Consider the following 7,718-nt stretch of genomic DNA (forward strand, 5'->3'; position numbering starts at 1 on the left):
GTGCCCGGTCCGGCGGCCGTCGTTCTGCCCGCGGCGCACCGGGGCGACGGGTCGCGTGCCTCCGGCTGGGGACAACACTCCGGCCGGTCGGTGGACAGGTGGTCCAGAACGGCTGGAGCGGCCCGGTCCGGGGCCGCTCCGGGACGGCACGAGGGCCGTGCGGGAGCCGCGCCGCCCGGCCGCGGCCGTTGTGCCCCGGGTCGACCGAGGCTCCAGGCAGCGCCCCCAGCATGGCGGGACAGCGAAGAGAGGAGACCCGCCGTGACCGCACCGCAGCCGGCCGTATTGCTGTTCCCCGGACAGGGCGCGCAGCAGCCCGGCATGGGCGTCGGCCTGTACTACGCCCACCCGGGCTTCCGGACCCGCATGGACGAGGTCCTGGAGCTGTGGCGTGCGCACGGGTTCGACCTGCGCGCCGACTGGCTCGCCGCCCGCACCGGCCCGGAGGCCGACGGTCCGCGCACCGCGCAGCCGCTGCTGTTCTCGCTCAACTGGGCTGTCGGCCGGACGGTCCTCGACGCCGGGGTGCGGCCCGCGGCCCTGCTCGGGCACAGCGTCGGAGAGGTCGCCGCGGCCACCCTCGCCGGCGTCTTCGACCCGGCCGACGCCGTGGCCCTGATGGCGGACCGCATCGCCCAGCTCGACGGCACCCCGCCGGGCGGCATGCTCGCCGTGCGGGCAAGACCCGACGAGGTCGCCCCGTACACGACGGACGAGGTCGTCGTCGGCGCCGTCAACGCGCCCCGCCAGGTGCTGCTCGCCGGCCCCGAGAACGGTCTGCGCACCGCCGAGGAGAAGCTGCGCGCCGACGGCTTCACCTGCCGCAGGGCTCGCGCACTCAACCCGTTCCACAGCCCGGTGCTCACCGAAGCGGCCCTGCGCGCGCTGCCGCTGCTCGCCTCGGTGTCGATCCGTCGGCCCCGGTTGGTGCTGCACTCCGCGTACGAGCCCGGGCCCCTGACCTACGAACGGGCCCGGGACCCGCGGTTCTGGGCGCTCCAGCCCGCACGTCCCGTGCTGTTCGGGCCGGCGCTCGACGTGCTGCTCGCCGAGCGGGACGTGGTGCTCGCGGAGGCGGGCCCCGGACAGGGGCTCACCGCGCTCGCGCGCAGCCATCCGCGGGTCGCGAAGGGGGGCTCCCGTGCGGTCGGTCTGCTGCCCGCGCGCCCCGGCGAACCCGACGCCGAGCGCGAGGCCTTCGACAGGGCCCTCAACGAACTCGCAGGCGTACCCGCAGGACCGGCCGCCGATGCGACCGCACAAGTGTCCAGGCCGGTTCGAGCGGGTCTCCAGACCGGCTTGACACGGTTGCGATCAGGGGCCGGAGCGCCGGTTCCCGCCGACAGCGAGTGAGGATGCCCATGGAACGACGCGTCGTCATAACCGGAATCGGTGCGGTGGCGCCCGGGGGAACAGGGATCAAGAGGTACTGGGATCTGCTGTCGACCGGGCGGACGGCCACCCGCACCATCTCCCTCTTCGATGCCACCCCGTACCGCTCCCAGGTCGCGGCCGAGGTCGACCTCCAGCCCGCGGCGGCCGGACTCTCCCCGCAGGAGGAGCGCAGGCTCGACCGCGCGGGCCAGTTCGCGCTGGTCGCCGCCCGGGAGGCGCTGGCCGACTCCGGCCTCGACCTCACGACCCCGCAGGCCGCGCACACGGGTGTGTCGCTCGGCTGCGCGGTGGGCTGCACCACTTCGATGGAGAACGAGTACGTCGTCCTGAGCGACGGCGGCGCCCACTGGCTCGTCGACCCCGCGTACGCCGTGCCCCGGCTCTACGACCACTTCGTGCCGAGCTCGCTGGCCGCCGAACTGGCCCGCGAGGTCGGCGCCAAGGGTCCGGTGTCGCTGGTCTCCGACGGCTGCACCTCGGGCCTCGACGCCGTCGGCCACGGTGCCGATCTGATCCGCGAGGGCAGCGCCGACGTCATCGTCGCGGGCGGCACCGACGCGCCGATCTCCCCGATCACCCTCGCCTGCTTCGACGCCATCAAGGCGACCACGCCCCGCAACGACGACCCCGAGCACGCCTCCCGCCCCTTCGACAACACCCGCAACGGGCTCGTCCTCGGCGAAGGCGCCGCAGTGCTGATCCTGGAGGAACTGGAGCACGCACGGGGCCGCGGCGCCCGGATCTACGCCGAGGTCGCCGGATTCGGCACGCTCAGCAACGCGTACCACATGACGGGACTGCGCTCGGACGGCGCGGAGATGGCCGAGGCGATCCGGATCGCGCTCGCGGAGGCGCGGCTCGCGCCCGAGCAGATCGACTACGTCAACGCGCACGGCTCCAGCACCAAGCAGAACGACCGGCACGAGACCGCCGCGTTCAAGACGTCGCTTGGCGAGCACGCACACCGGGTGCCCGTCAGCTCCATCAAGTCGATGATCGGGCACTCGCTCGGCGCGATCGGCGCGCTCGAACTCGTCGCGTGTGTCCTCGCGATGGAGAACGGCCTGATCCCGCCGACCGCGAACCTGCACGAGCCCGACCCGCTGTGTGACCTCGACTACGTACCGAACACCGCGCGGGAGGCCCGGGTCGACTCGGTGCTCAGCGTCGGCAGCGGCTTCGGCGGTTTCCAGAGCGCCGTCGTCCTCGCCCGTCCCGAAAGGAGTGCCGCGTGACGGCCACCGCCACCCGCCCCGTGATCACCGGCCTCGGCGTTGCCGCCCCCACCGGCCTAGGCGCCGACGCCCACTGGTCGGCCATCGTCGAGGGCGCGAACGGCATCGCGGAGATCACCCGTTTCGACGCCTCCGGTTACCGGGTGCGGCTCGCCGGCGAGGTGCCCGGCTTCGACGCCACCGCGCACATCCCGAGCCGGCTGCTGCCCCAGACCGACCACATGACCCGCCTCGCCCTGTACGCGGCGGACGAGGCCCTGAAGGACAGCGGCATCGATCTCACCGCCCTGTCACCCTACGAGGCGGGCGTCTCCTCGGCCTCGTCGATGGGTGGCTTCGAGTTCGGCCAGCGCGAGCTGCAGAACCTGTGGAGCAAGGGCGGCCAGTTCGTCAGCGCGTACCAGTCCTTCGCCTGGTTCTACGCCGTCAACACCGGCCAGATCTCGATCCGGCACGGGCTGAAGGGCCCGAGCAGCGCCGTCGTCACCGACCAGGCCGGCGGGCTCGACGCGATCGGGCACGCGCGGCGGCAGATCCGCAAGGGCACGAAGGTGATGCTCGCGGGCGGGGTCGACGGCGCCCTGTGCCCGCTCGGCCTCGCGGGTCAGCTCGCCTCCGGCCGGCTCAGCGCCGAGGACCGCCCCGACCGCGCGTACCTGCCCTTCGACGAGGCGGCCTCGGGCCATGTCCCGGGCGAGGGCGGCGCGTACCTGGTCCTGGAGGACCCGGTGTCCGCCGAGGAGCGCGGTGCCCGCGTGTACGGCGAACTCGCCGGGTACGCGGCCACGTTCGACCCCGATCCGCGCGACCCCGGGGCCGACGGTCTGGAGCGCGCGATCCGCGCCGCCCTCGCGGACGCGGACCGCACGCCCGACGCCATCGCCGTCGTCTTCGCGGACGCGGCCGGCGTACCCGAGGCGGACCGTGCCGAAGCGGCCGCGATCACCGCGGTGTTCGGCGCGCGCGGGGTGCGGGTCGCGGTACCGAAGGCACAGACCGGCCGCCTGTACGCGGGCGGTGCCGCCCTCGACCTGGTATCCGCGTTGCTCGCCCTGCGCGACGGCAGCATCCCCCCGACCGCGCACGTCACCTCGGTCGCGGCGGACTGCCCCGTGGATCTGGTGACGGGCGAAGCACGCCCGCTCGTCGGTGACGCCGCGCTGGTCCTGGCCCGCGGCGAAGGCGGCTTCAACGCGGCCGCGGTGGTCACGCACACGAACTGAACCGCCGCGGCTCCGGAACCACAGGACCACCCGAACCACCGGCACGACCGGTGAACCAACGCGTACGAAACCAACGGAAGGAACCCACCATGAGCGCCAACGGGGTCACGGCACTGAGCATCGACGACTTCACCCGCATCCTGCGCGAGTCGGCCGGCGAGGACGAGGGTGTCGACCTGAGCGGGGACATCGCCGACGTGTCGTTCACGGACCTCGGCTACGACTCCCTCGCCCTGCTGGAGGTGGCCGGCCGTATCACCCGCGCCTACGGGGTCGCCCTCCCCGACGAGGACCTGGACGGCGCCGAGACCCCCCGGGCCTTCGTCGAACTGGTCAACTCCTCCCTGTCGGGAAGCTGAACGGGAACACGGAGGCGGGGCCCCGGAATCTCCGGGGCCCCGCCCTTTCCCGTTCGCCCGACGTCAACGGGACACGGCGCGTTCCGCGGCCTCCTTGGCCAGAGTGAGGGTGGCCGTGCTGTTCCTGCCGAGGGCCTGGCGCACGAGGTCACGGGCCGTTTCCAGGGTGGCTTCGGGGCCCAGCAGCTCTCGCACCCGCTCGGGGCGCAGGACGACCGTGTGGTGCGAGGTGGCGCGCACCCCGTGCTCGGTCGGCTCGACGGTCCAGCGGCCGGTGTGCGCGGTCATCAGCGGCGGCACCTGGATCTGCTTGTACACGAGCCGGTCCGGTGCGAAGCCGACCCGTACCGACTTGGTCGTGTGCACCGAACCGTCGGCGGCGCGGGTGTCCATCTCCACTGTCTGCAGGTCATCGCCGGGCTCGGTCAGCACGAGCCGACGCACATGCGGAAGCCGCTCTTCCCACAGGTCGGCTCGCCATAGGAAGTCGTACACCTCCTGCCGCGGGCCCGAGACGTCGACGTGATCGGCGAACGACAGCAGTGCCCTCGGATCCACCGCCAGGGACTCGGCAGTCGCCTTCAGCGCGGCCAGCTCGGAGCCGCTGTTGGTGTCGACGGCCCGCTCCACCCACGCGCGGTCCGCCGGGTCGTCGTCGACGACGGTGAAGTCGTGCAGCAGCACGACACTGCTGCCGCCCGGCGTGGCCTCGATGATCCATTCGCCGCCCATCGACGCGACCGGCGCCGACGACACCTCCTGGCGGAACGTCACCCGCAGCGCACGCGGATCCAGTTCGCGGCGGGAGGTCCACGACCGCACCTCCCCGTTCGCGAAGGCCCAGATCCGCAGCCGTTCCGAGCGGCCGTTCCCGTCGAGCTTCTCCACGTGCACGGTGGGAGGAAAGACGTGCGGCCAGTCCTCCGCCGCCGCGATCAGCTCGTACACGGCCTTGGGCTCGGCCGCCACATCGATCGCATGACGCGTCCTTACGACGCCTGAGTCCGGCATGAAGTGCCCCTTTCACGATGTCCCCGCGAGTTTCGGGGCCGCCACTCCAGCGGCAGTGGAGACCGACTGGATGACCGGTTGTGTCTCGGTCCGGCAGCAGGGAGGCACTCTGGCTGCCGACTGTCGTAGGACATCGGCTCGACCGACTGTCGTAGGACATCGGCTCGACCCGCGGCGCTGAGCATGGTGTACAGGACGTACGCGGCCGGCGCCGCGGGCCGCCGAGTATGGGGATTGTGTAGAGCCGGACGGTGCACTGCGGGTATGACACCACTGGCATGGACGGACACCTCCGCGGTCGTCGTCCAAGGGCTGGTCAAGCGCTACGGCGGGCAGTCGGAGGTGACCGCTCTCGACGGAGTGGACCTGACTGTGCGGCGCGGGACCGTCCTTGGTGTGCTCGGGCCCAACGGGGCCGGCAAGACGACGCTGGTACGGATTCTCTCGACCCTGGTACGAGCCGACGCGGGCACCGCTGCGGTGGACGGCCACGACGTGGAGCGCAGCCCCCGGGACGTGCGCCGCAGCATCGGGCTCACCGGGCAGTACGCCTCCGTCGACGGGAAGCTCTCGGGGTGGGAGAACCTCTACCTGATCGGGCGGCTGCTGGACATGCCGCGCAGGGCGGCCCGGGCGCGCGCCGACGAACTCCTGGAGCGGTTCTCACTGACCGAGGCCGCCGGCCGGCAGGCCGCCACCTACTCCGGCGGCATGCGGCGGCGGCTCGACCTGGCCGCCAGCGTGATGGGGCGGCCCACGGTGCTTTTTCTCGACGAGCCGACGACCGGGCTCGATCCCCGTACCCGCAACGAGGTGTGGGACGAGGTCAAGGGGCTCGCGTCGGCGGGGACGACCGTGCTCCTCACCACCCAGTACATGGAGGAGGCGGAGCGGCTCGCCGACGAGCTGACCGTCATCGACCGGGGGCGGGTGATCGCGGGCGGGCCCGTGGAGGAGCTGAAGGCCAGGGTCGGGGTGCGGGAGTTGTGCGTCCGGCCGGAGCGGCAGGACGAGCTGGCCGCCGTGCGGCAGGCGCTGGTGGAAGCGGGGCTGGCGGAGCACGGCACGAGCGTGGTGGACCCGGAGGAAGCGGTGCTGCGGGTGCCCCTGCGCGGGAGCGAGCATCTGACGGCCGTGATCGGGGTGCTGGGCGCGCGCGGGTTCGCCCTGGCCGCCATCGACACCCGGCTGCCCAGCCTGGACGAGGTGTTCCTGACACTGACCGGGGCGGGCGACCGCGCCCGCGGGTCCGCCGGGGCGACGTCGGCCGGAGCGGCGGAGGCGGCCGGGGCGGCGGCCCAGGAGGAGGTGGCTCTCGTATGAGTGTGACGGGCGTGGCGCCCGCGAGGGGCGGGAGCGGGGGCAGCGGCGGCGGCGCCTGGCGCGGGTTCGCGCATGTGAGCGCATTGACCCGGCGGAACCTCCTCCAGATCAAGGCCGACCCCGACTCCCTGTTCGACATCCTGCTGATGCCGGTGATCTACACCGTGCTGTTCGTGTACGTCTTCGGCGGCGCGGTCGCCGGCAGCCAGAAGGAGTACGTCCAGTACGTGATGCCGGGGCTGATGGCGATGATGGCGGTCAACATCGCCATGACCGCCGGTGTCGGCATCAACTCCGACTTCAAGACCGGCGTGATGGACCGTCTCCGGTCCCTGCCGATCCACCGGGCGTCCGTCCTGAGCGCCAAGGTGGTCGTGGAGTGCGGGCGGATGGCCGCCGCCACGGCGGTGCTGCTGGGCGTGGCGTTCCTGCTCGGCATGGAGGTGCCGGGCGGACCGCTGGGGCTGCTGGGAGCAGTGGGCCTCACGGGACTGTTCGGGGTGGCGCTGCTGTGGGTCTCGGTGCTGCTGGGGCTGGCGTTGAAAAGCCCGCAGGCCGTGCAGGGCCTGGGCATGGTCGCCGTCCTCCCCCTGCAGTTCGGCAGTTCGGTCTTCGCGCCGACGGCCACCATGCCGGGCTGGCTCCAGGCGTTCACGGACGTCAACCCGCTGTCCAACCTGGCGGACGGGTGCCGCGCGCTGATCAACACCGGGTCCGCGTCCACGGGGACGGTGCTGACGGCGGTCGGCTGGTCCCTCGGCGTCATGCTGGTGACCGTGCCCGCGGCGGTCTCCCTCTTCGGCCGTTCCGGACGGTGAGGATGAGCAGCAGCGTGGACCCGACCGCCTCGGAGGTCCATGCCTCGTTCACCGGCGAGGACGACTCCGGTCGCCGGGGCCCGGCCGGAGGACCCCTATGCCTTCCTGGTGACGTCCGGGCCCGGCGCCCGCGGCCGCACCTCCTTCGTCGCCACCTTCGCGGGCCCGGGCCGCTGCTGGGTGTGGCGGGGCTGTACCCGGGCGACGGTCCCTCCGGCTCATAGCCTCCGGGTACCGGCCCGCCGCCCGCGCCACCCCCTCCCCCGGGGTGGCGCGGGCGCGCGGCTGTCGTGGGGGGGTTGGCGGGGGGGGGCGGGGGGCCGAGGCGCCACCCCCGGGGGGCCCCCCCCCGCC

General features: G+C 73.1%; 7 protein-coding genes. 6 read left to right on the plus strand and 1 reads right to left on the minus strand.

The features are described 5' to 3' along the window. Positions 1-261 precede the first annotated feature (261 nt). From ACFU5F_RS41685 to ACFU5F_RS41700, 4 genes are all read left to right on the plus strand, one after another. Positions 262-1,353, plus strand: coding sequence for an acyltransferase domain-containing protein (locus ACFU5F_RS41685; RefSeq protein ID WP_383898817.1), 1,092 nt, complete (start codon positions 262-264; stop codon positions 1,351-1,353). Between the two features lie 8 nt (positions 1,354-1,361). Beyond that, entirely contained in the window at positions 1,362-2,630 is a 1,269-nt protein-coding gene (locus ACFU5F_RS41690) for a beta-ketoacyl-[acyl-carrier-protein] synthase family protein (RefSeq protein ID WP_383898819.1), read from the plus strand. Then, complete coding sequence (locus tag ACFU5F_RS41695; protein ID WP_383898821.1) at positions 2,627-3,853, plus strand: ketosynthase chain-length factor; 1,227 nt, start codon at positions 2,627-2,629, stop codon at positions 3,851-3,853. The genes ACFU5F_RS41690 and ACFU5F_RS41695 overlap by 4 nt, the downstream gene beginning before the upstream one ends. 89 nt (positions 3,854-3,942) lie before the next feature. Then, positions 3,943-4,212: an acyl carrier protein gene (locus tag ACFU5F_RS41700; RefSeq protein ID WP_383898822.1), complete on the plus strand. Its 270-nt coding sequence runs from the start codon at positions 3,943-3,945 to the stop codon at positions 4,210-4,212. 63 nt (positions 4,213-4,275) lie between these two features. On the opposite strand, the gene ACFU5F_RS41705 is transcribed toward ACFU5F_RS41700, so the two are convergent. Beyond that, positions 4,276-5,223, minus strand: coding sequence for an aromatase/cyclase (locus ACFU5F_RS41705; protein ID WP_383898824.1), 948 nt, complete (start codon positions 5,221-5,223; stop codon positions 4,276-4,278). A gap of 264 nt (positions 5,224-5,487) precedes the next feature. Between ACFU5F_RS41705 and ACFU5F_RS41710 the strand changes: the two genes are divergently transcribed. Further along, positions 5,488-6,546: an ATP-binding cassette domain-containing protein gene (locus ACFU5F_RS41710; protein WP_383898826.1), complete on the plus strand. Its 1,059-nt coding sequence runs from the start codon at positions 5,488-5,490 to the stop codon at positions 6,544-6,546. Next, positions 6,543-7,364 carry an ABC transporter permease gene (locus ACFU5F_RS41715; protein ID WP_383898828.1) on the plus strand — a complete coding sequence of 274 codons (822 nt, stop codon included), beginning with the start codon at positions 6,543-6,545 and terminating at the stop codon, positions 7,362-7,364. Before ACFU5F_RS41710 ends, ACFU5F_RS41715 begins: the two co-directional genes overlap by 4 nt. Positions 7,365-7,718: the final 354 nt, after the last annotated feature.

The sequence above is a fragment of the Streptomyces sp. NPDC057438 genome (assembly GCF_042802995.1).
GTDB lineage: Bacteria > Actinomycetota > Actinomycetes > Streptomycetales > Streptomycetaceae > Streptomyces.

Coding starts and splice junctions, on each gene's coding strand:
- ACFU5F_RS41690 (WP_383898819.1), top strand. CDS start 1,362: ATGGAACGACGCGTCGTCATAACCGGAATCGGTGCGGTGGCGCCCGGG.
- ACFU5F_RS41700 (WP_383898822.1), top strand. CDS start 3,943: ATGAGCGCCAACGGGGTCACGGCACTGAGCATCGACGACTTCACCCGC.
- ACFU5F_RS41705 (WP_383898824.1), bottom strand. CDS start 5,223: ATGCCGGACTCAGGCGTCGTAAGGACGCGTCATGCGATCGATGTGGCG.
- ACFU5F_RS41710 (WP_383898826.1), top strand. CDS start 5,488: ATGACACCACTGGCATGGACGGACACCTCCGCGGTCGTCGTCCAAGGG.
- ACFU5F_RS41715 (WP_383898828.1), top strand. CDS start 6,543: ATGAGTGTGACGGGCGTGGCGCCCGCGAGGGGCGGGAGCGGGGGCAGC.